This window comes from Sphingopyxis witflariensis (genome assembly GCF_002205635.1).
In the GTDB taxonomy this organism is placed as follows: Bacteria; Pseudomonadota; Alphaproteobacteria; order Sphingomonadales; family Sphingomonadaceae; genus Sphingopyxis; species Sphingopyxis witflariensis.
Genome location: NZ_NISJ01000001.1, coordinates 644,455 through 669,915, shown reverse-complemented (window position 1 = coordinate 669,915; position 25,461 = coordinate 644,455). Strand labels below are relative to the sequence as shown.

The following is a 25,461-nucleotide window of genomic DNA, read 5'->3' as shown; positions in this document are numbered from 1 at the left end:
TTGGCGCTGCCGCCAAACCGGTTTAGTGGCGGAGGCATGATCGCCATCCCGTCGCCGCTCCGGCTCCGCCTCGATTCCGCCGCCCTCGTTGCCAACTGGCGCTGGCTTGCCGCGCAGAGCGGCGCGGCGGCATGCGGCGCGGCGATCAAGGCCAATGGCTATGGCCTCGGCGCGCGCGCGGTGATGGAGCATCTGGCCAAGGCCGGGTGCCGCGATTTCTTCGTTGCGACATGGGGCGAGGCGGCGGCGTTGATGCCGCTTCCTGCCGGTACTTCGCTGTCGGTGCTGCATGGCGTCGGTGCGGACGACATGGTCGCGGCGCGCAGCTTGCCCGTCCGTCCCGTCCTGAATAGCGTCGAACAAGTCGTGCGCTGGCGCGAAGCGGGGGAAGGGCGACCGTGCGACGTCATGGTCGACACCGGCATGAACCGGCTGGGGCTGCGCGTCGACGAGGCATTGGGCGGGGCGCTCGACGGGCTGTCAATCGAAACCCTGCATAGCCATCTTGCCTCCGCCGACGAGGATAGCGCACAAAATGCGCAGCAGCTTGAGGCCTTTCGCACAGTCCGCCAACATGTATCTGCGCGCCGCTACAGCCTCGCCAACAGCGCCGGTATCTGCCTTGGCGCCGACTATGCGTTCGATCTGACGCGTCCCGGCATCGCCCTTTACGGTGGAATTCCGCTTCCCGAAGCTGCCGGACACATCAGCCAGGTCGTTTTCCCCGAAGCCCGCCTGTTGCAAATTCGCAGCGTGCCCGCAGGCGAGGCCGTCGGCTATGGCGCGACCTGGACAGCGCCCGCCGACAGCCGCGTCGCGGTCGTCAACATGGGTTATGCCGACGGCTATCTGCGCTGCCACGCCGGGTCGGGCGGCGCGACATGGAACGGCAAGCCGCTGCCGCTGATCGGCCGTGTCTCGATGGATATGATCGCTTTCGACGCCAGCACCGCCGCCGGGCTGAACGAAGGCGACTGGCTGGCTATCGATTATGACCTGCCAACCGTCTCGCAATCGAGCGGCCTGTCACAATATGAACTGCTGACCGGGCTCGGGGCGCGTTTCGACCGCACTTGGGTCTAGCGCGCTGCCGATCCCGGATCAGAAGCTGGCGCTGGCGCCCAGCCGGAAATAACGCCCCATTACCCCGCTGAAATAGGTGATCGTTCCGCCCGTCGCCGGATAGGGATAGGGCGGCTGCTTGTCGAAGACGTTATCGACCGTCAGGCGAAGGCCGAAACGCTCGCCGACGCGAACGCTGGCGCCCATGTTGACGAACAACACGCTGGGCAGGTCGCCGAGGCCATCGGGATAGAAGTTCGGCGCCGCCTGCGGGTCGATCTTGGCCTTTCCGGTATAGTTCAGCTGCGTGAACAGGCCGAAACTGGCGTTGCGATAATCGAGCGTCAGCACGCCCTGATGCTTTGAATAGCCGATCGCGCCATCCTGCTTCGTCCGCGCCGAAGCCGCATCGGCGCGGGTGCTGAGCTCATCGAGATACTGATAGGACAGGTTAAGCCCGACCGAACCCGACGTACCAAAGGCGGGGACGCGATAATCGAGCGCCGCCAGATAGCCTTTGTACCGCTGGTCGGCGAGGTTCAGATATTGCACCTCCACGAAGCTGAGCTGGTCGTCGGGGCCGCGCGTGAAGCGCGCGCAATCGGGCGCATTGGCAAAATCGGACGAGTCATAGCAGTTGGCGACGATGCTGCTCGCCCCGCCATTGGTGATCGCGTCTTTCAGGTGGATGTCGACATAATCGACGCTCGCGCGCAGCCGGGGGGCAAAGCGCGGCTCCACGACGATACCGACAGTCCAGCTGTCGGCCTTTTCGTTGCGCAGCGTGGGATTCCCCTCGATTGCCTGCAGGAAGGTGCGGCTGTTCGACAGCGAGGCGAAGTTGGCTGGAAGGCCCGCCGCAGCGCAATTGGCCTGGCGCGTTGCCGGATCGGGGCCATTGCCGCGATTGACCGCGTCACACGGATCGCTCCCAAAGCCGAAATAGCTGCTCGACGGGTTGAACAGCTCGGTGATTGCGGGCGCGCGGATCGCGCGGGTGAAATTGCCGCGGACCACGACGTCGGGGACCAATCCCAGGCGGCCGCCGAGCGTCCACGTCCAGTCGCCACCGGCGATCGAATGATCGACATAACGGACCGCGCCCTTCACCTCGAGCAGGTCGATCGGCGCGCCGTTAGACGAAGAGATGATCGGCGCAAGGAATTCGGCCGAAAATTCGTTCGTATTATATTTGCCATAGACGGGCAGCACAGGGGTGCCGCGGCCATAGCTGATGCGGTCGTTCGCCGGGTCGCCGTCGCCATTGCTGTCGGTCAGCGGATCGGGATCGGCGGCGCCATGGAAAAAGGCGCCGGGGTCGAAATCCTGCGATTCGGCGCGATGCTCATAACCCAGCGCGACAGAGAAATCGCCGCCGGCCAGCTGGAACAGCGGACCGGTGAGCGACGCGGTGAACTGCTTCTGCTTGTTGAGCGAGACCGGGGTGGCGATCGCGGTGACATAGTCGAGCGCCGCCTGTGAATTGCGGCCCGTGCCGAACAGGTTGATCGGGGTACACTGGCTGTTCGGCGTCGTGATCGGCGAATTGATCACGCCCGGACGGCAGATGATGTTGCCATTGCCGTCATCGATCGCGTCGACCGCATTCAGGAAATTCTGCTGCACCAGCTCGCGCGACACGCTTTTGGTTTTCGAGCGGCCGTAATTGCCCGCGACTTCCCAATTCCACTGACCCGCGAACAGGTCGAACTGGCCGTCGAAACCGGCAACAAAGCGCATCACCTCGACCTCACCCGTCGATTTGCCGGTTGTCAGGTCGCTGTTCGCGCGGGCCAGGTAGAAATAGTCCTGCGGAAAGCCGCCCTGATTCTGGTCGGACATCCAGTTGGCGTTGATCGAGTTAACGATCGCGGCGCGCGCCGCATCCGACAGGAAAGGATTGTCGATGCTGACCAGAATATTGCCGTCGGGCGATCCGGCGGGGCCGGCAAGGCCGGTGTTGAACACGGGCTGGGTGCGCAGGTTTCGTCCCTTGCTGTTCGAATACCAGGCTTCGCCGAAGAAGCGGATCGAGTCGGACAGCTCATAGTCGGCCGTGGCGACGCCGCTGTAGCGGCGGGTCGAGGCGAGAAGGTTCGTTGCTGGCACCGCGCTGAAGCCGTTTCCGCCCGCAAAATCGACCCCGAACGATCCGGGCGCGCCAACATATTGGCCGAACTCGATCGGCGTCAGATTGCCATTGGCATCGAAACGCAGCTGGTTGCCATTGCCATCGGTCACACCGAAATTGGGACCGACGAAGCCGAAGGAGGCAAGTTGCTGTTCGGGGCTGAGCGGGATGCCGTCGCCGACGATCGGAATACCCGCTTCGGACACCGCAGGCAGGCGGCGGTCGGCGTAAAGCTGTTGCAGAAAGGGCGATGCGGGATCGCTGGCGTTGCCGAAGAACAGGTCGCGTGCGAACAGCGACCGATCGGACCCGGTCAGTCCCTCGGCCTTATTATATTCGGCGGCGAGTGTGATATTGCCGCGACCGTCGCCGAAATTTTGCCCGACGAGCGCGCTGATGCGGTAGTTGGCGGCATCGCCGCGGCTCGACAATCCATATTGGCCATCGACCTCAAAGCCCTGAAAGTCGCGTTTCAGGATGATATTGACCGTGCCGGCGATGGCGTCGGCACCATAGATGGGCGCGCCGCCGACTGCGATCGTTTCGACCCGGTCGACCAGCGTGACCGGAATGATGTTCAGATCGACCTGGCTGCCCGCGCCGGTCGGGCCAAAGATCGACGCGGTGTTCGACGATACGACACGGCGGCCGCCAACCAGCGTCAATGTGCGCTGCGATCCGAGGCCGAGGAAATTGACGAAGCTTTGCCCCTGCGACAGCGGCGACTGCGCACCGACGGGGGACGCGCCGGGCACGCCGAATGCCGGCTGGTCGTTCAGCACCTGGCCCAGCGTTTCAAAGCCGCGCGCCTCGATCTCCGCCGCGCCGATGACGATCGCGGGCTCGACGGTTTCGAAACGCGGGCGTGCGATGCGCGACCCGGTGACGATGATCGTTTCGCCATCGCATGCCGATCCATCGTCGCATGCGGCGATGCTATCTTGTGCTGAAGCGACAGGGCTGGCGGCGATGGCCACGGCGAGGGTTGCAGCACTCAGCAAGAGGCGCGGCTTGTTCATTCGATACTCCAAGGACTGTCGTTCACATAAAATGTGCGGGGGGGACGCTTGGTTTACGACCAAAACACCAACAAAGGGTGAAGCGGCGGCGCAGCACCCATGTTGCGGCGCATCATATTTTGGTGCTAGTGTAACGACTGCACAATCAGGGAGGCTCGGCACGGCGAAATCGCCCTTGCATGAGCGACTAAGGAGCGCAGGTCACAATGGCGAAGTCCAAGGCGGTCGGAGACGATGGTGTCGTCACGATCAAGAAATACGCCAACCGGCGCCTCTATGATACCGAACGCAGCTGCTACATCACGCTCGATGATCTGGGCGCGATGGTCCGTGATGGCCGCGAATTCCGCGTCGTCGATGCCAAGAGCGGTGAGGATATCACGCATAATGTGCTGACCCAGATCATCATGGACACCGAAACGCGCGGTGAGACCTTGTTGCCCGTGCCGTTCCTGCGCCACCTGATCGGCATGTATGGCGACAAGATGCAATCGATGGTGCCGCAATATCTGGAAGCCTCGATGACGGCTTTCCGCAAGAATCAGCAGGATGTGCGCTCGGCCCTCGAAGGCGCGCTTGGCTCCAACCCGCTCGCCGAACTGACGCGGCGCAATATGGAAATGTTCCAGCAGGCGGCAGGCGCTCTCATCCCTGGTGCTGGCAAAGGCAAGGATGCCGAAATCGCAGCGCTCAAGGCCGAAGTCGCCGAACTCAAGGCCGAACTCGCCAAGAAATAATATGGGGCCATTATGGCCCTCAACGACAGCAAACGGAAAATTCATGGTCAAACATGCGCTCAGCGTAACCCGGCAGGCCGATTTCGCGGCCTGGTATCAGGATGTCATTGCCGAAGCCGACCTCGCCGAGGAATCGGGTGTGCGCGGCTGCATGGTCATCAAGCCGTGGGGTTATGGCATCTGGGAACGCATCCAGAAGGTGATGGACGCCGCGATCAAGGATGCTGGCGTCCAGAATTGCTATTTCCCGCTGTTCATCCCCTTGAGCTTCTTTGAGAAGGAAGCCGACCATGTCGATGGTTTCGCCAAGGAAATGGCGGTCGTCACCCACCATCGCCTGATCCAGGACGGCAAGGGCAAGCTGATCCCGGATCCCGAAGCGAAGCTCGAGGAACCGCTGATCGTCCGTCCGACGTCCGAAACCGTGATTGGTTCGGCGATGAGCCGCTGGGTGCAAAGCTGGCGCGACCTGCCGCTGAAGGTCAATCAATGGGCCAATGTCGTGCGCTGGGAAATGCGCACACGCATGTTCCTGCGCACCAGCGAATTCCTGTGGCAGGAAGGCCATACCGCACACGCCGACCGCGCCGATGCGATGGTCGAGACGCTGCGTGCGCTCGAAATGTACCGCAATTTTGCCGAGACGGCGCTGGCGATGCCCGTCGTCGCGGGCGAAAAGCCCGAGCATGAACGCTTTCCCGGCGCGGTCGCGACCTATTCGATCGAGGCGATGATGCAGGACGGCAAGGCGCTGCAGGCCGGTACCTCGCATTATCTCGGCACTGGTTTCGCCGAGGCGGCGAATATTCGCTATCAGGACAAGGACGGCGGCCACAGCCTGTGCCACACCACCAGCTGGGGCACTTCAACCCGCATGATCGGCGGTGTCATCATGACCCACGGTGATGATGATGGCCTCCGCTGCCCGCCGCGCATCGCGCCGCACCAGATCGTCATCGTGCCGATGCTGCGCGACAATGAAGAGGATCAGGCGATCCTCGATTATTGCGCGGCGCTACAGGCCGATTTGAAGGCGCTCGACGCCTTTCGCGAACCCGTTCGTGTCCATCTCGACGCGGGAGCGAACAAGGCGCAGACCAAGCGCTGGGGCTGGGTCAAAAAGGGCGCGCCGATCATTCTCGAAATCGGCCCGCGCGACGTCGCCGGCGGCAATGTCGCAGTGATCCGCCGCGACCGGCTCTATAAGGACGATGGCAAGCTCAACACGGCATTTGTGTCGAAGGGCGATTTCGTCGCCGCCGCGGTCGCGACGCTCGGCGAGATTCAGGATAATCTCTTCACTGAAGCCAAGGCCCGCCTCGACAGCAATATCCGCCGCGATGTCACCGATCTGAAGGCGCATTTCGCCGGCGACGATAAATTCGTCGGCTGGGTCGAGGTGCAATGGTCGCGTCCGACCGGCGCCGTCCTTGAAGGGATCGTCGAGCAGCTCAAAGCGTTGAAGCTCACGATGCGCAACACCCCGCTCGACGCCGCGCCCACCGATGGCGCCTGCTTCTTCACCGGCGAGCCCGCGACCGAGCGCGTGCTTGTCGGACGGACCTATTAATTGGCGAAAGCACAAAAACCCGCCGGCTTGCCGACGCCGGACCAAATTCTTCGTTTCATCGAAACGAGCCAGGACGCCGTCGGCAAGCGCGAAATCGCGAAGCATTTCGGGCTCCACGGCGCTGACAAGATCGCGCTGAAGGCGCTGCTCAAGGATATGACCGACGAAGGCCTCGTCGATCTGGCCGCGGGCAGGGCGTTCCACAAGCATGGCGGCTTGCCGCGGGTGACCGTGCTGCGCGTCGCGTCGATCGACGGCAGCACCGTCTGGGCGGTTCCCGACCGCTGGGAAGCCGCGACCCCGCCGCCGCAGGTCCGGGTCATGGAAAAGGGCCGCAAAGGTGCGCTTGGCGTTGGCGACCGTATTCTGGCGCGTACTGAGGAGCGCGGTGCGGGCCATATCGCGCACCCGATGAAGAAATTGCAGGCGGGCGGCGAAACGATCATCGGCGTGCTCGTCGAGGATATGGGGCCGGGCGGAAAACCGATCCTGTGGTTGCGCCCCGCCGACAAGCGCGCGCGCTATGATTTTGCCGTCGCCGACAAGGGCGATGCCAATGTCGGCGATCTCGTCCGCGCCGAACTGACCGGGCGCGGCCCGGCAATCAAGGCCAAGGTGATCGACCGCATCGGCGATCCCTTCGCGCCGCGTTCGCTCAGCATGATCGCGATTGCGAAGCATGAAATCCCGCATGTTTTCGGCGCCGAAACCATTGCAGAGGCCGAAATCGCGGCGAAGCTGCCGCTCAGCCCCGACGGCCGCGAAGATTTGCGCAATCTGCCGATCCTCGCGATCGATCCCGTCGATGCGCGCGACCATGACGATGCCGTCTGGGCGATCCCCGACGAGGATGCGACCAATAAGGGCGGCTGGCGCGCGATCGTCGCGATCGCCGATGTCAGCTATTATGTGCGGCCCGATGGTGCGCTCGACCGCGAGGCGCGGCGCCGCGGTAACAGCGTCTATTTCCCCGATCAGGTCGTGCCGATGCTACCCGAAACGCTGTCGGCGGGCATGTGTTCGCTGAAAGCGGGACAGGACCGCGCCGCGATGGCGTGCCATCTTGTCATCGACAAGCATGGCAAGGTGACGTCGTGGCGCTTCACCCGCGCGCTCGTCCGGCTGCACGCGAACATTGCCTATGAGCGCGCGCAGGCGGCGTATGACGCCGATACGCCCGATGAAGGCTGGGACGCCGACGTCCTGCCCGCGCTCAAAAATCTCTGGGGATGCTGGAAATTGCTCGCCAAGGCGCGTGACGCGCGCGCGCCGCTCAGCCTCGACCTCCCCGAACGGCAAGTCATCCTCGACGAACAGGGCGGCATCGCCGAAATCCGCGTTCGCGAGCGGCTCGATGCGATGCGGCTGATCGAGGATTATATGATCGCGGCGAACGTCGCGGCCGCGAAGGCGCTCGAGGCGAAGAAGTCGCCGGTCATGTACCGCATCCACGAGCCGCCGAGCCGCGAAAAGCTCGTCAGCCTGAAAGATTATCTCGAAACCTTCGAACAAAGCTTCGCACTCGGACAGGTCATAACCCCCGCGGTGTTCAACCGTCTGATCGATGGTTTTTCCGAAGACGACCGGCTGCCCGAAATCATGCAGGCGATCCTGCGCAGCCAGACGCAGGCCTATTATGGCCCCGCCAATGCGGGCCATTTCGGCCTCGCGCTCGGCAGCTACGCGCATTTCACCTCGCCGATCCGCCGCTACGCCGATCTGGTCGTCCACCGCGCGCTCGTCGACAGCTACAAGCTCGAAGTGCCCGGCAAGCCCAAAGGATTGCCCGAACGCACCGGGCTCGGCGAGGCCGATGCCAAGGGGCTATCACGCATCGGCGAGGCGATCAGCGCGCTCGAACGCCGTGCGATGGAGGCCGAACGCGAGACCGTCGACCGCTATGTCGCGGCCTATCTGTCGACCAAAAAGGGTGAAATCGTCCCCGCGCGGATCACCGGGGTTCAGCCTTTCGGCTTCTTTGCAACGGTTGACGGGCTCGGCGGCGACGGGCTGGTGCCGGTGTCGACACTGGGCAATGAACGCTTCTTCTATGACGAAGCGGCGCGCAGCCTCGACAGCGAGCGTGGCCGCGTCAGCTATACGGTCGGCCAGCGGCTCGACCTGCGGCTGATGGACGCCAATCCGATCAGCGGCGCACTGCGCTTCGAACTCCCCGACGCGCCCGAAGGCGGCTTCCGAAATCGCCCGCCGCGCCGCGACGGGACGAAGGACAAGGCGGGCAAGCACATTGTCGGAAAACGCGGGCGGCCCGCGAATATCAAGCATAAGGGCAAGCGGCGCTAACCTCCGCCATTGCGAGCGGAGCGAAGCAATCTCCAGCTATCGGCCTTATGCAAGGTTGATAGCTGGAGATTGCCGCGTCCCCCGGATCAAGTTCGGGGTCCTCGCAATGACGCAGTTTATGGCTTTCCCGCCAACCGCTGCAACAAAGCCGCACTCTCGGCATCCGCCGGAAAAAAGGCCTCGATCGCCAACTCCGACAGCGTGATATCGACCGGCGTCCCGAAAATCGTCACCGTCGATACAAAGGAAATCCGCCCCGCGACCGTGTCGAGGATCAGTGGCACCGCGATGCTGCTGACATGGCCACCGCGATTGTCATTCGCCTCGACCGCATAGCCTGTCAGTTCCTCGCGCAATGCAACCAGCCCGGCATCGGCGCTCGCCTCGATCTGTAAATCCAGTCGGTGCAATATATGATCGCGCCATTCGCCATAATTGACGATCTGCGGCGCCAGCCCGTCGGGATGCAGCGCGATGCGCAGCACATTGACCGGCGGGACGAGCAGGGCAGGGGCGACCTGTTCGATCAGGATCGCGATCGCCGCATTCGCCGCGACCATATTCCAGTGCCGGTCGACCGCGAGCGCCGGATAGGGTTCATGCCCCTTCAGCACATGCTCGACGATCGCCTGCATCGCCGCCATGTCGGGGCTGTCGAGCGGTCGCTCTTGATAGTCGGGGGCATAGCCAGCGGCGAGCAACAGCGCGTTGCGCGCACGGTGCGGGACGCCAAGCCGGTCGGCGATGCGCCCAAGCATCTGCGGGCTCGGCTTCGACCGGCCCGTCTCGATAAAACTCAGGTGCCGGGTCGAAATCTCGGTCTCCAACGCAAGGTCCATCTGGCTCATCCGCCGCCGTGACCGCCAATCGCGCAATTGTTCGCCGAGCGGGGTGACCTGCATCGCTTCTCTCCTTCTGGTCCCCGGCTACCGAAGCGGCCGCCGCATTTCCATTACCTCCCGCGTAATCGACTGGCGCCATTTTTTCAGGGAAACAGGGCGGGCATTCGAAAGGAGAAACATCATGTCCATCCAGTCTTTGAAATCCATCCTCATTCTCGACGCTTTCACCTGCGCCGCAATTTTCCTGCTCAGCCTGATCGCTGCGGCGCCCATTGCAGGGCTGCTCGGGCTTCCAATCATCGTGGTCACGCTCGCAGGGTGGATTTGTCTGGCCAGTGCAGCGCTGATGGCCATCGTGGCGACGCAGAAACCTCCGAGCGCCGCGCTGACCAAATTGATCGTGGTCGGCAATCTCGGCTGGATCGCTGCAAGCCTCGCCGTTCTCGCCGCCTTTGCGGGTCAGATGACCGGCCTCGGCATCGCGCTAGTGATCGCACAGGCGCTCGCGGTCCTCGTTTTCGCGGTCCTCGAAACCAGGGGCGCCGCAACGGTCGGCCGCGCGGCCCTCGTCAGCTAAGCTCGTCGAGCCGGGCGATATCGATACCGCCGGGCACCAGCATTACCGGGCAGTTCAGCCTTCCGGCATCCTGCCCGGTGAAGTGCGCCACCAGCGGTCCGGGGGCGCCGCTCGCCGCCGTCGCGAGCACCAGCGCCGCAATTTCCTCATTCGCGTCGATCACCTCGCGCACCACCTCGGCGGGCTTGCCCGATTTGACCATGATCTGCGGCGTGACATTGGCTTCCTGCGCGACGGCTTCAGCCGCTGCCGCCACCAGTTCCTCGGCATGTTCGCGCGCTTCGGCTTCGATCGTCGCTTGAACGCCGCCGAATGCGACGAAATCCTGTGGTGGCACGATCGCCAGCACCATCACCCCGCCGCCGGTCCGCGCCGCGCGCCGCGCAGCAAAGCGCAGCGCCAATGTCGCCTCCGGACTGTCGTCGATTACCACCAGATATGTCCGCATCGCCCCGACCCCTCGTTGTTTTGCTGGCGGTCAGAGTGCGTCACATTCGTATGAAAGGCAAGTTTGCCCGGATAGACCTTGACCAAAGCAATGCTTATGACGAGGAACAATCCGTAGCGGCAGGCATCGCCTGCAAGACTCCGAGGGACAGAATCTTACCATGCCGATCGAACTCAAAATGCCCGCCCTTTCGCCAACCATGGAAGAGGGAACCCTCGCCAAATGGCTGGTCAAAGAGGGCGACACCGTCCAGTCGGGCGACCTGCTCGCCGAAATCGAAACCGACAAGGCGACGATGGAATATGAAGCGATCGATGACGGCGTGATCGCGCAGATTTTGATTCCCGCAGGCACCGACAATGTGAAGGTCGGCACCGTGATCGCGGTGATCACGGGTGAGGGCGAGGATGCGGGCACCGCCAAGGCTGCTCCGGCACCTGCTGCGAAGGCCGAGGCTGCGCCTGCCGCTCCTGCGCCCACGCCGGCACCCGCCGCCGCTCCCGCGCCAGCTCCCGCCGCAGCGCCAGCGGCGCTGGCCGCATCAGGCGACAGGATCAAGGCGAGCCCACTCGCCAAGCGCCTCGCCGCCAGCCAGGGCATCGACCTGTCGACGCTGACCGGCACCGGCCCCGGCGGTCGCATCGTCAAGGCCGACCTCGAAGGCGCGCCCACCGCCGCTCCCGCCGCGACGGCAAGCGCTTCCCCGGCCGCGCCCGCTGCTTCGGCGCCCATCATGACCAGCGAAGCCATCCCCGATTTCGGTATCCCGCACGAGGACACAAAACTGTCGGGCATGCGCAAGACGATCGCGCGCCGCCTGACCGAGTCGATGCAGCAATCGCCGCACATCTACCTGACCGTCGACATCCGCCTCGACGCGCTGCTTAAGCTGCGCGGCGAGCTCAACGCCAGTCTTGAAAGCCGCGGCGTCAAGCTCAGCGTCAACGACATGCTGATCAAGGCGCTCGCGGTCGCGCTCGAACGCGTCCCCGCGTGCAACGTCAGCTTCGGCGGCGATGTGATGCGCCAGTACAGCCGCGCCGACATCTCGGTCGCGGTCAGCATCCCGGGCGGCCTGATCACCCCGATCATCACCGACGCCGGCGGCAAGTCGATGTCGAAAATCTCGACCGAAATGGGCGAACTCGCGGCGAAAGCCAAGGAAGGCAAGCTCCAGCCCGCTGAATATCAGGGCGGCACCGCCAGCATCTCGAACATGGGCATGATGGGGATCAAGCAATTCACCGCGGTGATCAACCCGCCGCAGGGCATGATCATGGCGATCGGCGCGGGCGAGAAGCGCCCCTATGTCGTCGACGACGCGCTCGCGATTGCGACGGTGATGTCGGCGACCGGCAGCTTCGACCACCGCGCGATCGACGGGGCGGACGGCGCGCTGTTAATGAAGACCTTCAAGGAGCTGGTAGAAAATCCGCTGGGACTGGTGGCGTAACATGGCTGACACCAACTACGACCTCATCGTCCTCGGCTCCGGCCCCGGCGGCTATGTTGCCGCAATCCGCGCGGCGCAGCTCGGCCTGAAAACCGCGATCGTCGAACGCGAACTGCTCGGCGGTATCTGCCTCAACTGGGGCTGCATCCCGACCAAGGCGCTGCTGCGCTCGGCCGAAATCTATCATTATATGCAGAACGCCGGGGCCTATGGCCTGAAGGCCGCCGAGATCAGCGCCGACATCGATGCGGTGGTCAAGCGCAGCCGCGGCGTCGCGAAGCAGCTCAATCAGGGCGTCACGCACCTGATGAAGAAGCACAAGATCACCGTCCATATGGGCGAGGGCAAGCTGACCGCGCCGGGCAAGCTGGAAGTGAAGGGCGAAAAGGGAACCGAAACCCTCACTGCCAAGAACATCATTGTCGCGACCGGCGCGCGTGCCCGCGACCTGCCGTTCGCGCCCGCCGACGGCAAGCGCATCTGGACCTATCGCCACGCGCTCGTCCCCCCTGAAATGCCGAAGAAGTTGCTCGTCATCGGATCGGGCGCGATCGGGATCGAATTTGCGAGCTTCTACAAGGATATGGGCGCCGAAGTGACCGTGGTCGAAATGCTCGACCGCGTCGTTCCGGTCGAGGATGCCGACATCTCGGCCTTCCTCGAAAAATCGCTCAAGAAACAGGGCATGACGATCCTCACCGGTGCCGGGGTCGAGGAACTGAAGGCGACCGCAACCGGCGTCTCGGCGAAGATCAAGACGAAGGACGGCAAGACCGAAACGTCGGAATTCAGTCACGCAATCGTCGCGATCGGCATCGTTCCGAACACCGAGAATATCGGCCTCGAAGCGCTCGGCGTGAAAACGACCAAGGGCCATATCGACACCGATGCGATGTGCCGCACCAACGTCCCCGGCCTGTGGGCGATCGGCGACGTCACCGCGCCGCCGTGGCTCGCGCACAAGGCGATGCACGAATCGGTGATCGCGGTCGAGGCGATCGCGGGCAATCATCCGCATGCGATGGACGTCCGCAATATTCCGGGCTGTACCTATTGCCGCCCGCAGATTGCCAGCGTCGGCCTGACCGAAGCGAAGGCGAAGGAACTCGGCTATGAGGTGAAGGCCGGAACCTTCCCCTTCATGGGCAACGGCAAGGCGATCGCGCTGGGCGAGGCCGAGGGCTTCACCAAGACCGTCTTCGACGCCAAGACAGGCGAACTGCTCGGCGCGCATATGATCGGCGCCGAGGTCACCGAACTGATCCAGGGCTATACGATCGGCAAGACAGCCGAACTGGTCGAGGATGATTTCATCGGCACCGTCTTCCCGCATCCGACGCTCAGCGAGACGATGCACGAGGGCGTGCTGGCGGCATTCGGGCGTCCGCTGCATATTTGACCATGGCGTCGGTTTCCGAGCTTTATGTCCGGCGCGATTGGGGGTTCGTGAAGTTCGCGTACGTGCCCGCGATCTTCCTTTTGCTGGGCCTGAAGTTCCTGATCCCCGCTCTTGCGGTCGTCAAAATCAAGTTCGCTTTGCCCTGTTGCTGCGGCATTTGTGCCTATCTTGAGCGCTGGAGCGAACATGTCGAGGAGTGGCGCGAGCGGAAACCCATTCTTCAGGCGACCGAGGGCGGGCTCATCCACGAAGATGGAGGCCCGCCAATACCAATTGCCTGGCATCAAGTTCGCTCGGTGCGCCTCGTGCGGCGTATCGCGCCTTGGCGTACCGGTGGGCACAGCGAGTGGAGTCCGCCCTATTGGCTTGCGATCGGCTATGAAAACGACAAGGGCTGCGGTCAGATTACGGCTTGGCCGCGTGAAATTGTGGGAGGCCTTTTCTCGTTGCGGCGTTTCGCTCGCACGCTGAAACTCCATCTTGAGAAGACGCGGGCGGCGCGGATTCAGATCGGAAGATGAGTATGGTACGTCCTTCCCTGACCATCGCAGCGGTTTTGATACTGCTCGTCATTCTGCTCGGCCTCGCGGTCGGCGCAGGCTGGACGCAAGCGGTCGACCTCCAGATTTCGCAAACCCTCGCGCTGCGCACCGGCGAAAGCGGCCCCGCCTTCATCGCCTTCATGCAATGGGCGAGCTGGATCGGCGGGGGCGCACCGCGCTGGATCATCGTCGTCCTGCTTTGCGGCCTCGTCTGGCACTGGTGCGGGCCGCGCTGCGCTGTCGCGCTGGGCGGCGCTTCGCTGCTCTCGAACCTCGCCTCCAGTCTGATGAAGCTCGGCTTCGGCCGCGCCCGCCCCGACGTCATCAACCATCTCGACCATGTATCGAGCGCATCCTACCCCAGCGGCCATGCGACGAGCGCCGCGGTCGTCTATCTGCTCCTCGCCTGGCTTGCCCCGCCGCGATGGCGCGCCGCCGCCTGGACGCTCGCGGCGACGATGATCATCCTCAACGGCTTCTCACGCATCATGCTGGGCGTCCATTGGGCGAGCGACATCGTCGGCGGCACGATGCTCGGCATCGCCTTTGCGCTGCTCGGGGTGTGGTGGGTTCGGCGCGGCCGGGCCTGACCTTCTTTTCCGCTGTCCTACACCCGCCCTTTTTGCCATCAATCGGATGGACAGCAATAAGGGGCAGGGCAGATATGCAATCGCGAATGAAGTTGGGCAGTTTTCTGCGGGGAATCGCTTTTGGCGGAACCGCTCTTTTCGCCGTTTCAACCATGCCCGCACGGGCGCAGGACGGAACTGGCCAGACCGTCATCACCGCCGCGCGCTATATCGACGTGCTGACCGGAAAGACGGTCGATTATCCTGCGATCTTCGTCGGCGCCGACGGCCGCATCACCAGCATCGCCGACGCGCGCACCGTGCGCTGGGGCGCCGGGGTCAAGCATATCGACCTGGGTGAGAAGACCTTGCTTCCCGGCCTGATCGACATGCACGTTCATCTCGACGGTCCCGCCGATATTGGCGGTTATCGCGGGCTCGAATTTACCGATAGTTTCTGGGGCATGACCGCGGTCAAAAATGCCAACGACATGCTCGGCGCGGGCTTCACCACCGTCCGCAACGTGGGGTCGGACAACCGCAACGACATCGGACTCAAACAGGCGATCGATGCCGGTTACGCGACCGGCCCGCGCATCGTTCCCGCGGGCTATGCGCTCGGCGCGACCGGGGGGCATTGCGACAGCACGTTCCTGCCACCCAGTCTTGAGAAAAAGGACGGCAAGGAAGAGGGGATCGGCGATACCACCGACGAACTGCGCTATCAGGTCCGCCGCCAGCGCAAATATGGCGCCGAGGTGATCAAGGTCTGCGCGACCGGCGGCGTCTTCTCGCGCAACACCGAACCGGGGCAGTTGCAGGTGTCCGAAAAGGAACTCGCGGCGATCGCCGACGAAGCGCATCAATGGGGCCTGCGCGTCGCCGCCCACGCCCATGGCGCAGCGGGCATCCGCGCCGCGATCGCCGCGGGGATCGATACGATCGAACATGTCAGCCTCGTCGATGACGAGGGAATCCGCATGGCGCTCGCGCGCAAGCAGCCGGTCTGGTTCTCGATGGATATCTACAACACCGAATATACGCAGGCTGAGGGCGCGAAGAATGGCGTGCTCGAGGATAATCTGCGCAAGGACCGCGAGATTGCGCAGATCCAGCGCGACAATTTCCGCAAGGCGGTGAAGGCCGGAGTCCGCATGGTCTTCGGCTCCGACGCCGGGGTGATGCCGCATGGTCAGGTTGGCGGCCAGTTCCGCGTCATGGTCGAATATGGAATGACACCCTTGCAGGCGATCCAGGCCGCGACGCGCAACGCCGCCGAGGCGATGGGCCGCGAGAAAGACGTCGGGGCGATTGCGGTTGGCCGCTATGCCGATATCGTCGCGGTCGATGGCGACCCGCTGAACGACGTGCGTCAGCTTGAAAGCGTCTATGCGGTGGTCAAGGGCGGTGCATTGGTGAGGGGACAATAATCGTCATTGCGAGGAGCGAAGCGACGAAGCAATCTCCAGCTACCGTCACCAAATTGTGCCCGCTGGAGATTGCTTCGCTTCGCTCGCAATGACCGCGGTCAGTAGACCACCAGCTTATCCACCAGTGCCTCGTGCATCTCCGGCGTGAAGTTCAGCACCGCCTCGGCATAAGTCGCCACATCGCCATGGTCGCGGCGCACTGTCGCCAGTGCCGCATCGAGGAAGATCGGGTTGACCGACATCAGCGTGCGGATCGCATCGTCGTGAATTTCTGCACCATAGCGTGCGCGAATGGCGTTGCCGCCCTGTGCGATGCGCTCCTCAATCTTGCCCGCCGTGTTGGTGAGCAGATAATCGTGCATCAGATCATCTTCGTGGACGCCGAGCAGGCGGTGGACGACCGCGACGGCGAAACCGGTGCGATCCTTGCCCGCAACACAATGCACAAGGCTCGGCGCATCATATTCGGCCAGCGCCGAAAGATAGAGGCGCAGCGTGTTCACCAGCGCAGGGCGATAGGGCATGCCGGCATAGACATCGACCATCCGCGAGCGCGCGGTGTCATTGTCGATCGTGCCGCCAGCGGCCTGCAAATGCGGGGCGAGGCCCGCGGTATTGCCGTCGGCGAACAGCACCCGCGCCGAAAAATTCTCCGACCGCTTGCACGGATGGAGCGCGCGTTCGTCATCACCACGCAGGTCAACGACGGTTTCGATCCCCAGCGTGTCGACCGTGTCCAGATCGTCAGAGGTCGCTTCCTGATGATGGGCCGACCGCCACAATATGCCGCTGCGCAGTCGCCCGCCGCCTTCGACGGCATAGCCGCCATAGTCGCGGAAATTGTGAATGCCGGACAGGGGCAGGACACGTTCGGCAATCATCGTCATTCTCCCGTAAACACCGGCGCGCGCTTTTCGATAAAGGCGTCGATCGCCTCGCGGTTGTCGGCGGTTTCGTGCACGATAGCCTGATAGGCGGCACTGAGTTCGAGGATGTCGCTCATCCGGCTGTGCTGCGCCTCGCGCAGCAATCGCTTGGTCAGTCTTAGCGCACGAGGGGGGTTGCACACAATGCGTTCGGCAATCGCGACGGCACGGTCCAGTAACTCCTCGTCAGGGACGACGTCGGTGACGAGGCCATATTCCTTCGCCTGCTGTGCATCGAAGCGGTCGCCGGTCAGGAACAATTCGGCAGCACGCGGATAGCCAACGATTTTCTGAAGCAGCCAGGCGCCGCCGTCGCCCGGGACGATCCCGACCTTGACGAAGCTGCACGCGAATTTGGCGCTCTCGGCTGCAATGCGAATGTCGCAGGTGCAGGCAAGGTCGGCGCCCAGCCCGATAGCATGGCCATTGATCGCGGCGATCATCGGGATTTCGCAATCCATCAGCGCGCGGATCACCGCCTGCACGCCGCGGCGATAATTGGACCGGGTCGAATCGGGCTGGTCGAGCACGCCGATTCCGGTGCGGTCTTTCATGCCCTTCAGATTGCCGCCGGCGCTGAATGCCTTGCCGCTGCCGGTCAGGATGATCGCGCTGATGCTGCGATCGCGGCCGATCTCCTGCATCGTATCGATGATGTCGTCGCAATCCTCGTGGGTGCCGATCGCATTCATGCTGTCGGGCTTGATCATCGTCAGGATTGCGATCTTGCCCCGCCGCTCGACACTCAAAAATTCGCCCATGTTCAAATTCCCTTTGCTGCTCCCGAAAAGCTATTGCATGGCTGTCGGGACATGCAAGACTTTGCACTCTATCCTTTTGATCCGCCCGGCGACATTCTCGCACTGCGCACCGATTTGCGGGCATGGCTCGCGATAAATCAGCCGGAAGGCGATATCGTCGAACGCGCCAATTGCTGGGCAAGCTTCGACACCGGTTTCAGTCGCGCACTCGGCGCTGCCGGTTACATCGGCATGACACTTCCGGCGCGTTATGGCGGCGGCGATCGCCATCCGCTCGAACGTTATGTGGTGATTGAGGAATTGCTCGCGGCGGGCGCTCCCGTCGGCGCGCACTGGATCGCCGACCGCCAGACGGGCCCCCTGATCCTGCGCTATGGCAGCGAGGAACAGCGCCAGCGCTACCTGCCCGGAATCGCGCGCGGCGAACTATATGCCTGCATCGGCCTGTCTGAACCCGGTGCGGGGTCAGACCTTGCTGCCGTTCGCACCACCGCCCGCGAAACCGCCGAGGGCTGGCGCATCAGCGGCCAGAAAATCTGGACCACCGGCGCGCATCTGTCGCACGTCATGCTCGCGCTGGTGCGGACCGAGGAAGGCAGCGAACGCAACGCGGGATTGAGCCAGTTTCTCGTCGACCTCGACACGCCCGGCATCACCATTCGCCCGATCATCGACATGGCGGGCAACCATGATTTCAACGAGGTCTTCTTCGACGATGCTCTCGTCCCCCACGGCGCGCTGGTCGGCGAGCGCGGGCAGGGGTGGAAACAGGTCACCGCCGAACTCGGCCTCGAACGCTCGGGCCCCGAACGCTATTTGTCGAGCCACGCACTGTTCGCCGCGCTGATCGATGCTGCGGGGGCCGATCCCGACCCTGCGGTCGCAGCGCTGATCGGCGAGCTGGCCGCCGAAATGTGGACGCTGCGCCAACTGTCGATGTCGACCGCGGCGAAACTCGCAGCTGGGGAGGATCCGATGGTCGAGGCGTCGGTGGTCAAGGAACTCGGCAACAGCTTCGAACAGGATATGCCGCGCCGGATTCAGGCGGTGGTGACAAGCGGCTGGGAAGATCCCGACGATCTGGCGCGCCTGCTCCGCGCGCTGCTGATCGCATCGCCCAGCTTCTCGCTGCGCGGTGGTACCCGCGAAGTGATCCGCGGGATCATCGCACGCGGATTGGGACTGCGATGAGCACGGCGCGCGATATGCTGTGCGATACCGCCAGCGCGGTATTCGCCGAGGCCGCAACCGCCGGGATCGCTCCGGTCGAGGCGGCGGGCTTTGCCTTGCTGCTCGTGCCCGAGGCCGACGGCGGTTTCGGCGGCGACTGGGGTGACCTCAATGCCGTGCTGAAGATTGCGGGCGTCATGGCGCCCGACCTGCCAGTTGCGGAACATATATTGTCGGGATTAGGTGAGATGTCGCCCGCGCTCCATGCCGCCGCGACCGTCAGCCTGATGGCGGGCGCGATGGAGCAGGCACTGGCGCTGTCGGTCGAACATGTGAACACCCGCCAGCAATTCGGCCGTCCGCTCGGCAAGTTTCAGGCGGTGCAGCAATCGCTCGCGGTGATGGCGTGCGAAGTGCGTGCGGTCGATGCGGCGGCTGGGGCGATGGCGGCCCGGCTCGATGCGGCGGGATTTACTGACGCTGATTTCGAAATCGCGGCGGCCAAACTGCGTGCCAACCGCGCTGTCGGCGTCGTCACCGCCATCGCGCATCAGGTTCACGGCGCGATCGGTTTCACGCAAGAATATGACCTCAACCGCGTGACTATCCCGCTGATGCGGTGGCGTGGGGCGCACGGCAATGACGCGCATTGGGCCGGGATATTGGGCCGGCAGGTTGCGAGCCTCGGCGGGCGCGGTCTTTGGGAAACGCTGACCGCGCGCGCCGTTTAGAGGCAAAAAACATCGTCATTGCGAGCATAGAGAAGCAATCCAGCGTGGCGTAAACCGCTCTGGATTGCTTCTCTATGCTCGCAATGACGAGCTAATTATTTCACCGCACCGCCCGACTTGAGCGCCGCAATCTTGTCCGCGTCATAACCCAGATCCGCCAACACAGCCTCGCTATCACCGCCAACCTGCGGCGCAGGCCGCGGGGTGTCGTTCACCGTCGCCGAATAGCGCGGTGCCGGTGCCGGGTGGATCGCACCGCCAACCGTGATGAAGGTTTCGCGCTCGACATTGTGCGGATGCTTCGGCGCTTCGCTGAGTGACAGCACCGGCGCGAAGCAAACGTCGGTCATTTCCATCAACTCGCACCATTCGTCGCGCGTTTTGGTCGCGAACAGCGCGGCGACCTTGTCCTTCTTTGCGGGCCAATTTTCCTGATCGTCCTGCACGTCAAAGTCGGGATCGGTATCGAGCCCCGTCTTCGCGCGCAGCAGCGCGTAAAATTGCGGCTCGATCGATCCGATCGAGATGAACTTGCCGTCGCTGCAGGTGTAGGTGTCATAGTAAGGCGCACCGCCGTCGAGCCGGTTGACGCCCGCCTCGTCCTTCAACGCCCCGGCGCTGTGGAACCACCAGCTCATGCCAGCGAGCAGCGCCGAACCGTCGGTCATCGCGCAGTCGATCACCTGACCTTCGCCGGTCTTCGCGGCGTGGAGCAGCGCGCTCGACATGCCGAACGCCAGCATCATGCCGCCGCCGCCGAAATCGCCGACATAATTGACCGGCGGAACGGGCTTGCCGCCGCGCACGCCGATGCCGTGGAGGACGCCCGACAGAGAGATATAGTTGATGTCGTGGCCAGCCGCCTGCGCATAGGGACCGAACTGGCCCCAGCCGGTCATGCGGCCGTAAACGAGCTTGGGATTGTCGCCGAGCAGCACATCGGGGCCCAGGCCCAGCCGCTCCATTACACCGGGGCGATAGCCCTCGATAATCCCGTCGGCGGTCTTGCACAGGTCGCGCGCGATCTGCACCGCCTCGGGGTTCTTCATGTCGAGCGAGATCGAGGTGCGGTTGCGCGACAGCGGATCGCGCGGGTCCATGAAGCCGCCGGGCCGGTCGATGCGGATGACTTCGGCGCCATGGTCTGCGAGCATCATGCTGCAAAAGGGACCCGGGCCGATACCCGCAAATTCGATGATCCTGATACCCGTCAGCGGTCCGGACATGTGGCTCTCCCATAAAAACATGCGGCCCCGGGCACCGCCCGATCCGCAAAGTCGTCACAATCATGCGGCTGGTCCGGGAACTCCCGGACCAGCCAGAACATATTTACAGCCGTTCGATGATGATCGCGGGTGCCATGCCACCCGCCGCGCACATCGTGACCAGACCATAACGGCCGCCCGAGCGCTCGAGTTCGTCGAGCGCAGTGCCGATCAGGATCGAACCGGTGGCGCCGATCGGATGGCCGAGCGCCATCGATCCGCCGTTGATGTTCACCTTTTCGCGGTCGAGGTCGAGGTCGCGGATGAACTTTTCGGCGACAACCGAAAAGGCCTCGTTGATTTCCCAGACGTCGATGTCGTCCTTGGTCAGCCCGGCCTTTTCGAGAACCTTGTTCGCGGCCGGAACCGGCGCGTTGAGCATCAGCGTCGGATCGTCACCGATATTGGCATAGGCAACGACACGGCCGCGCGGCTTCAGGCCATGCTTGTCGGCATATTCTTTCGACGTCAGCAGGATCGCGGCGGCGCCATCGACGACGCCCGACGAGTTACCGGCATGGTGGAAATGCTGGATTTCCAGGTCGGGATAGCGGCGGTTAACCTGCTTGCGGAAGGTGAAACCGCCGCCGAGGTCGAAATCGGCAAGGCCGGTGAAGCTGGGCTTGAGCGCAGCAAGGCCTTCGGCGGTGGTTTCGGGACGCGGGAACTCTTCGCGGTCGAGCGCGACGGTGCCGTCGGTATTGAGGACCGGCACCAACGACTTGTCGAAACGGCCTTCCTTGATCGCGCGGTCCGCGCGCTGTTGGCTGACCAGCGCCAGCGCGTCGAGCGCCTCACGGCTGATGCCTTCGATCGTCGCGATCGCGTCGCCGCACACGCCCTGATGCGACTGCGGGTGCAGTTCGTCGAGCGCTTCGTGGCCCGATCCCATCAGGCGCGGCGGCAGGCCGGCATTGGCCTGCTCAGCGGCGAAAGCTGTGGTGTAGCTCATCATCTCGGTCCCGCCGGCGATGACGCAATCTTCCATGCCCGACATCACCGATGCCGCTGCAAAGTTCACCGAGCTGATCCCGCCGCCGCAGAAACGGTCGAGCGTCGTGCCGCTGGCCTTGGTGTCATAACCGGCCGACAGCGCCGCCATGCGGCCGAGGTCGCCGCCCTGCTTGCCATTCTGGCTCGACGTCGACCAGACGATGTCATCGACCGTTGCGGTGTCGAGATTGTTGCGATCGCGGATCGCGGCGAGGACGGTCGCGGCGAGGTGCTGCGGGTGGAGATGCGACAGCGCGCCCTTGCCGGGCTTGCCGATCCCGCGCGGGGTGCGGACGGCGTCGATGATATAAGCTTCAGCCATGAGGAAATTCCTTTCAGTGGGGAGAGATTAACGAGGGGCCATTCTGATCGCACCGTCCAAACGGACTGCTTGACCATTGAAATAGGTGTTGCGAACCATCTCCATCGCGAGGCTCGCATATTCCTCGGCCTTGCCGAGCCGCTTGGGGAAGGGGACGGATGCCTCCAGGCTTTCCTTCACCTTCGGGTTCATATTGTTGAGCAGCGGTGTGCCGAACACGCCGGGCATGATGGCGTTGACGCGGATGCCAAGATCCATCAGGTCGCGCGCCATCGGCAAGACAAGACCGTTCACGCCCGCCTTGGCCGAACCGTAGATGACCTGGCCGATTTGTCCGTCCTGGGCCGCGACCGAGGCGGTCAGCACGATCGCGCCGCGCTCGCCGTCTTCCATTTCGGGAAGCGCCGCCATGCCTTCGGCCGAGATCGACGCGACGCGGTAGCTGGAGGTCAATATGCCCTCCACGCCGAAAGCATAATCCTCGGTCGGGGTGCGGCGGAAGGTTCGCGTTTCCTTGTCATAGGCGAGTGTCTTGCCACGGCGTGAGGTCATCGCGCAGTGGACGCAAATGCGTTCCTGTCCATGCGCCGCACGCGCCTTCGCATAGCCGTCGAGCACCGATTGTTCGTGGGTGATATCGACGCGGCAGAAAATGCCGCCGATCGATGCCGCGACTTCTTCGCCCAGCGCTTCGTTGATGTCGAAAATCGCAACCTTGACGCCCGCGGCGGCGAGCGCCTCGGCGGTCGCGCGGCCGAGGCCCGATGCCCCGCCGGTCACAACGGCTGCGGTCGATGTATCGAATTTCACTATATTGCCTCCTCAGACCGGGATTTCGTTGAACGGGACGCCCTTGTCGGGGCGGTGATCCTGCGGCAGGCCGAGCACCTTCTCCGCAATGGTGTTGAGCAAGGTCTCGTCCGAACCGCCTGCGATGCGGCCCGTCGGCGCGTTGATCCAGCTCGACGTCCAGTCCTCGCGCTGCGACGCATGCTCGTCGAACGCAAAACCATCGCTGCCACGCAGATCGATCGCGAGTTCGGACAGTTTCTGTCGCGAGCGCACCGCAACCAGCTTGTTCAGCGAACCTTCGGCGCCCGGGATCATGCCCGCTTCCATCATCAGCCGCGCACGCACGTTGATCGAATCGAGGCCCGCACGCATTGCATGGTTGCGCGCTATCTGCTGGCGGATACGGCCATCCTCAATTGCGGGTTTGCCGTTGATCTCAATCTCTTTCGCCAATTCGACGAACAGGTCGAGGTGCGGGCCAAAGCCCGCGCTGTCGGTCGCGACATAGCGTTCGATCATCAAGGTCGCGATCGCGACCGCAAAGCCGCCGCCGACCGGCGACATGCGATGATCGTCGCCGATCTTCACATCGTCGAAAAACACCTCGTTGACGTGGCTGTCGCCGCCCGCGAGCTTGATCTGGCGCACGGTGACCCCGGGTGCCTTCATGTCGACCCAGAAATAAGTGAGCCCCTTGTGCTTGGGTACATTGGGGTCGGTGCGGACGACGATGACGCCATAGTCGCTATAATGCGCCCAGCTGGTCCACACTTTCTGGCCGTTGATCTTCCAGCCATTGCCGTCGGCTTCCGCCTTGGTGCGCAGGCCGGCGAGGTCCGACCCCGCCGCAGGCTCGGAAAACAGCTGGCACCAGATTTCCTCACCCTTCAGCGCCTTCAGGACACGTTCCTTGACGAACGCCTTGTCGCCGCCGAACTGCATCAGGATCGGCACCGGCATGCCCAGTGAGATGCCGAAATAGAAGTTCGGGAAACCGTGCTTCATCTCTTCGGCGTCGAAGCTGATCTTTTCGAGATGGCCCAGCCCCTGGCCGCCATATTCGACGGGCCAGTTGATTCCGGCATAGCCGGCATCGAACTTCGCCTTCTGATAACGGCGGCCGAGCGCGAGGTCATCTGCTTCGGACAGCCCCTGACGCGCGTCGCGGCCAAAGTCGGGTACCATCGTTTCGAGCCAGGCTGCTGCCTTGGCGCGATAGGTTTCAAGATCGCTCATGCCGCTTCTCCTGCCAGCCGGTCGACCATAACATCTTCCCAGAACAGGCTGTTGCCTTGCTCGATCGCGAGACTGCGCGAGCGGCGCATGTGGAGGTGAAGCCCGATCTCCCACGTCACGCCGATGCCGCCATGGATCTGGACGCAATCGCGCGCCGCCGTGTCATAGGCCTCGGTCGCCGACAGCCGTGCAGCGGCCGCAGCGGTGATGAAGTCATCTTGGCCTTCCCGCGATGCCGCATGGATGCAATTCGCGCGCGCCAGCTCGACCAGCCCGTAAAGCTCGGCAATCCGGTGCTTGACCGACTGGAACGCACCGATGACCTGCCCAAAGGCGCGGCGGGTGATCGCATAATCGCGCGCAATCTCCATCAGCGCCTCGGCGCCGCCGGTCTGTTCGTGCGCGGTGATCACTGCCTGCAATGCAAGGATATGTAGCGCGGCGTCGCGCGCTGATCCGCCTGCAGTCAGTGCTTCGGCGGGTGTCTCCTTGAAATGGAGGTCGGCAACGCAACGGCTGTTGTCGAAGCTCGGGACGATGCGGCGTTCGGCATTTGTCAGGTCCGCGATGGCCAGCACCGGACCATCGGCGCCCATGGCAAGCACGACCGCAACATTGGCTGCACCAGCGGCCGATACGCCGGTCAGCGTGCCGTCGAGGCGATCGCCCACAAAGGTGATGCCGGGTTTCACTGGCAACGCATCCGCGCCCGATGCGAAGGCGACAGCCCCGATCGTGTCGCCGCCGGCAAGGCCCGGCAGCCAGCGCGCTTTCTGCGCGTCGCTGCCATAAAGCTCGATCGCCTTGGCGGCGCCGAAGCTGGAGGTCAGGAAGGGCGCGCCGCTGAGTGTGCGCCCAGCCTGATGAGCAATGAGTCCCAGCTCGATCAGGCCAAGGTCGAGTCCTCCATAGGCTTCGGGAAGGGCGAGGGCGGTCCAGCCCTGTTCCTTCGCCATCGTCCAGAAGCCTTCATGAAAGCGGCCAGTGACCTCCAACAGCGGCAACAGATCGTCCTTGCGCATCCGCGCTTCGAGCGCGCGCCGCGATTCGGTCGCGATCGCCTGTTGTCCCTCGTCGTAAAGGATGCTCATCGCGGCATTTTCCTCTCCCAAAACTGTCGCCCGCCAGTGAACCGGACGTTGACGTAAACGTCAAGTTCTTTGACGCCACGGTCCCTGCCGG

22 protein-coding genes are annotated in these 25,461 nt (G+C 63.6%); 12 read left to right on the top strand and 10 right to left on the bottom strand.

Translation table 11 applies throughout. The features are described 5' to 3' along the window. Nucleotides 1-36: 36 nt before the first annotated feature. The gene (gene alr / locus CDQ91_RS03155) at nt 37-1,083 is read left to right on the top strand and encodes an alanine racemase (protein ID WP_088471216.1); all 1,047 of its coding nucleotides are present in this window, start codon (nt 37-39) and stop codon (nt 1,081-1,083) included. 18 nt (nt 1,084-1,101) lie between these two features. On the opposite strand, the gene CDQ91_RS03150 is transcribed toward alr, so the two are convergent. Continuing rightward, on the bottom strand, nt 1,102-4,212 hold the full coding sequence (locus CDQ91_RS03150) for a TonB-dependent receptor domain-containing protein (protein WP_088471215.1): 3,111 nt from the start codon (nt 4,210-4,212) through the stop codon (nt 1,102-1,104). Nucleotides 4,213-4,418: 206 nt separating this feature from the next. Between CDQ91_RS03150 and phaR the strand changes: the two genes are divergently transcribed. Genes phaR through CDQ91_RS03135 form a run of 3 tightly spaced genes read left to right on the top strand, consistent with a single transcriptional unit; the run spans nt 4,419 to nt 8,823 of the window. After that, the gene (phaR, locus tag CDQ91_RS03145) at nt 4,419-4,949 is read left to right on the top strand and encodes a polyhydroxyalkanoate synthesis repressor PhaR (protein ID WP_088471214.1); all 531 of its coding nucleotides are present in this window, start codon (nt 4,419-4,421) and stop codon (nt 4,947-4,949) included. 43 nt (nt 4,950-4,992) lie between these two features. After that, a complete protein-coding gene (gene proS / locus CDQ91_RS03140) occupies nt 4,993-6,519 on the top strand; it encodes a proline--tRNA ligase (RefSeq protein ID WP_088471213.1) in 1,527 nt (508 codons plus the stop codon). Further along, nucleotides 6,520-8,823: a ribonuclease R family protein gene (locus CDQ91_RS03135; RefSeq protein WP_088471212.1), complete on the top strand. Its 2,304-nt coding sequence runs from the start codon at nt 6,520-6,522 to the stop codon at nt 8,821-8,823. It begins immediately after the preceding gene. 116 nt (nt 8,824-8,939) lie between these two features. Here CDQ91_RS03135 and CDQ91_RS03130 read toward each other — a convergent pair whose 3' ends face one another. Next, complete coding sequence (locus tag CDQ91_RS03130) at nt 8,940-9,725, bottom strand: helix-turn-helix domain-containing protein (RefSeq protein WP_088471211.1); 786 nt, start codon at nt 9,723-9,725, stop codon at nt 8,940-8,942. A gap of 121 nt (nt 9,726-9,846) precedes the next feature. On the opposite strand from CDQ91_RS03130, the gene CDQ91_RS03125 reads away from it, so the two are divergent. Then, nucleotides 9,847-10,242, top strand: coding sequence for a hypothetical protein (locus CDQ91_RS03125; protein ID WP_088471210.1), 396 nt, complete (start codon nt 9,847-9,849; stop codon nt 10,240-10,242). Here the strand turns inward: CDQ91_RS03125 and CDQ91_RS03120 are convergent. Beyond that, nucleotides 10,235-10,690, bottom strand: a complete 456-nt coding sequence (locus CDQ91_RS03120) for a universal stress protein (protein WP_088471209.1) — start codon at nt 10,688-10,690, stop codon at nt 10,235-10,237. The two genes, CDQ91_RS03125 and CDQ91_RS03120, sit on opposite strands and share 8 nt — an antisense overlap. Before the next feature lie 160 nt (nt 10,691-10,850). Here CDQ91_RS03120 and CDQ91_RS03115 point away from each other — a divergent pair, with 160 nt between their 5' ends. From CDQ91_RS03115 to CDQ91_RS03095, 5 genes are all read left to right on the top strand, one after another. Beyond that, nucleotides 10,851-12,143, top strand: coding sequence for a pyruvate dehydrogenase complex dihydrolipoamide acetyltransferase (locus CDQ91_RS03115; RefSeq protein ID WP_088471208.1), 1,293 nt, complete (start codon nt 10,851-10,853; stop codon nt 12,141-12,143). 1 nt (nt 12,144) lies between these two features. Further along, nucleotides 12,145-13,542 (top strand): dihydrolipoyl dehydrogenase, encoded by a 1,398-nt coding sequence (gene lpdA, locus CDQ91_RS03110; protein WP_088471207.1) that lies wholly within the window; start codon nt 12,145-12,147, stop codon nt 13,540-13,542. A 2-nt stretch (nt 13,543-13,544) separates the two neighbouring features. Continuing rightward, entirely contained in the window at nt 13,545-14,063 is a 519-nt protein-coding gene (locus tag CDQ91_RS03105) for a hypothetical protein (RefSeq protein ID WP_088471206.1), read from the top strand. A gap of 2 nt (nt 14,064-14,065) precedes the next feature. Further along, nucleotides 14,066-14,674 carry a phosphatase PAP2 family protein gene (locus CDQ91_RS03100; RefSeq protein WP_158213606.1) on the top strand — a complete coding sequence of 203 codons (609 nt, stop codon included), beginning with the start codon at nt 14,066-14,068 and terminating at the stop codon, nt 14,672-14,674. A gap of 74 nt (nt 14,675-14,748) precedes the next feature. Then, entirely contained in the window at nt 14,749-16,083 is a 1,335-nt protein-coding gene (locus tag CDQ91_RS03095; protein WP_088471204.1) for a Xaa-Pro dipeptidase, read from the top strand. Nucleotides 16,084-16,181: 98 nt separating this feature from the next. On the opposite strand, the gene CDQ91_RS03090 is transcribed toward CDQ91_RS03095, so the two are convergent. Both CDQ91_RS03090 and CDQ91_RS03085 read right to left on the bottom strand, forming a co-directional pair. Further along, on the bottom strand, nt 16,182-16,964 hold the full coding sequence (locus CDQ91_RS03090) for a tyrosine-protein phosphatase (protein ID WP_164499224.1): 783 nt from the start codon (nt 16,962-16,964) through the stop codon (nt 16,182-16,184). A 2-nt stretch (nt 16,965-16,966) separates the two neighbouring features. Continuing rightward, nucleotides 16,967-17,770 (bottom strand): crotonase/enoyl-CoA hydratase family protein, encoded by an 804-nt coding sequence (locus tag CDQ91_RS03085; RefSeq protein ID WP_088471202.1) that lies wholly within the window; start codon nt 17,768-17,770, stop codon nt 16,967-16,969. Nucleotides 17,771-17,821: 51 nt separating this feature from the next. On the opposite strand from CDQ91_RS03085, the gene CDQ91_RS03080 reads away from it, so the two are divergent. Next, the gene (locus tag CDQ91_RS03080; RefSeq protein ID WP_088471201.1) at nt 17,822-18,961 is read left to right on the top strand and encodes an acyl-CoA dehydrogenase family protein; all 1,140 of its coding nucleotides are present in this window, start codon (nt 17,822-17,824) and stop codon (nt 18,959-18,961) included. Beyond that, on the top strand, nt 18,958-19,671 hold the full coding sequence (locus CDQ91_RS03075) for an acyl-CoA dehydrogenase family protein (protein ID WP_088471200.1): 714 nt from the start codon (nt 18,958-18,960) through the stop codon (nt 19,669-19,671). Before CDQ91_RS03080 ends, CDQ91_RS03075 begins: the two co-directional genes overlap by 4 nt. A gap of 95 nt (nt 19,672-19,766) precedes the next feature. Here CDQ91_RS03075 and CDQ91_RS03070 read toward each other — a convergent pair whose 3' ends face one another. From CDQ91_RS03070 to CDQ91_RS03050, 5 genes are all read right to left on the bottom strand, one after another. Beyond that, nucleotides 19,767-20,897, bottom strand: coding sequence for a CaiB/BaiF CoA transferase family protein (locus CDQ91_RS03070; RefSeq protein WP_088471199.1), 1,131 nt, complete (start codon nt 20,895-20,897; stop codon nt 19,767-19,769). A gap of 103 nt (nt 20,898-21,000) precedes the next feature. Further along, entirely contained in the window at nt 21,001-22,251 is a 1,251-nt protein-coding gene (locus tag CDQ91_RS03065) for an acetyl-CoA C-acetyltransferase (protein WP_088471198.1), read from the bottom strand. Between the two features lie 27 nt (nt 22,252-22,278). Beyond that, nucleotides 22,279-23,061 carry an SDR family NAD(P)-dependent oxidoreductase gene (locus CDQ91_RS03060; RefSeq protein WP_088471197.1) on the bottom strand — a complete coding sequence of 261 codons (783 nt, stop codon included), beginning with the start codon at nt 23,059-23,061 and terminating at the stop codon, nt 22,279-22,281. A gap of 12 nt (nt 23,062-23,073) precedes the next feature. Further along, complete coding sequence (locus CDQ91_RS03055; RefSeq protein WP_088471196.1) at nt 23,074-24,279, bottom strand: acyl-CoA dehydrogenase family protein; 1,206 nt, start codon at nt 24,277-24,279, stop codon at nt 23,074-23,076. Then, entirely contained in the window at nt 24,276-25,370 is a 1,095-nt protein-coding gene (locus CDQ91_RS03050) for an acyl-CoA dehydrogenase family protein (protein ID WP_088471195.1), read from the bottom strand. The genes CDQ91_RS03055 and CDQ91_RS03050 overlap by 4 nt, the downstream gene beginning before the upstream one ends. Nucleotides 25,371-25,461: the final 91 nt, after the last annotated feature.